Raw genomic sequence first — 759 nt, 5'->3', positions numbered from 1 at the left:
GCCGCCGACCGCAGTGCTCGAGTCGCCCTCGGCGACCGCGCCGTAGCCCGATGCCGTGGCGTACTGCCCGCCGGCCACCGAACCACTGCCGAAGGCCGAACCGCCCACGCCGTAGACGCTGCTGTCCGCGCCCACCGCCGTCGCGTAGTCCGCCTCGGCGTATGCGTTCGAACCGGATGCCGTCGCGTTCTCGCCCAGCGCATACGCTTCGCCGTCGCCGGTCGCCTGGAAGTACTTGTTGCTCGCCGTGGCGTCTTCCAGCTGGTCGAGGTTCACCGCGTCGGTGCCCTCGGTGCCTGCCGCCACGTTGGCGATCTGGCGCTCGTCGCCGGCACTGCCCACTGAAACCGTGTTGTCGCGATCGGCCACCGAACCCTGGCCCAGCGCCACCGCGCCTTCCGCCGTGGCCACCGCGTCCGAACCCAGCACCACCGTGTTGTCGCCGATGGCCTCGCCGAAGTTGCCCAGCACCGTGCTGTTGTAGCCCGCCGCGTACGCCGCACCGCCGATCGCCGTGGAGTAATCACCCGACGCCTCGGTCGGCAGCAGTCCGAGGAAGCCGGAGCCGCCCACCGCCACGCTGTTGAAACCGCTCGCCTGCGCGCCCTGGCCCACCGCGACGCTGTCGTCGCCGCCTGCCGCGCTGTCCGAACCCACCGCCAGGCTGTTCGAGCCCGACGCTTCGCTGAAGTTGCCCAGCGCCGTGCTGTTGAAACCCGTCGCCGACGCATAACCGCCCACCGCGGTCGAATAGTCACC

General features: G+C 71.0%; 1 protein-coding gene. It reads right to left on the bottom strand.

What is annotated here, in order from left to right:
- Positions 1 to 759: YadA family autotransporter adhesin (locus tag FXO19_RS19010; protein WP_425481506.1), on the bottom strand; the 759-nt coding region annotated here is incomplete at both ends.

The organism is Luteimonas suaedae, from assembly GCF_008312895.1.
In the GTDB taxonomy this organism is placed as follows: domain Bacteria; phylum Pseudomonadota; class Gammaproteobacteria; order Xanthomonadales; family Xanthomonadaceae; genus Luteimonas; species Luteimonas suaedae.
This window is presented reverse-complemented; position numbering and strand designations above follow the sequence as displayed.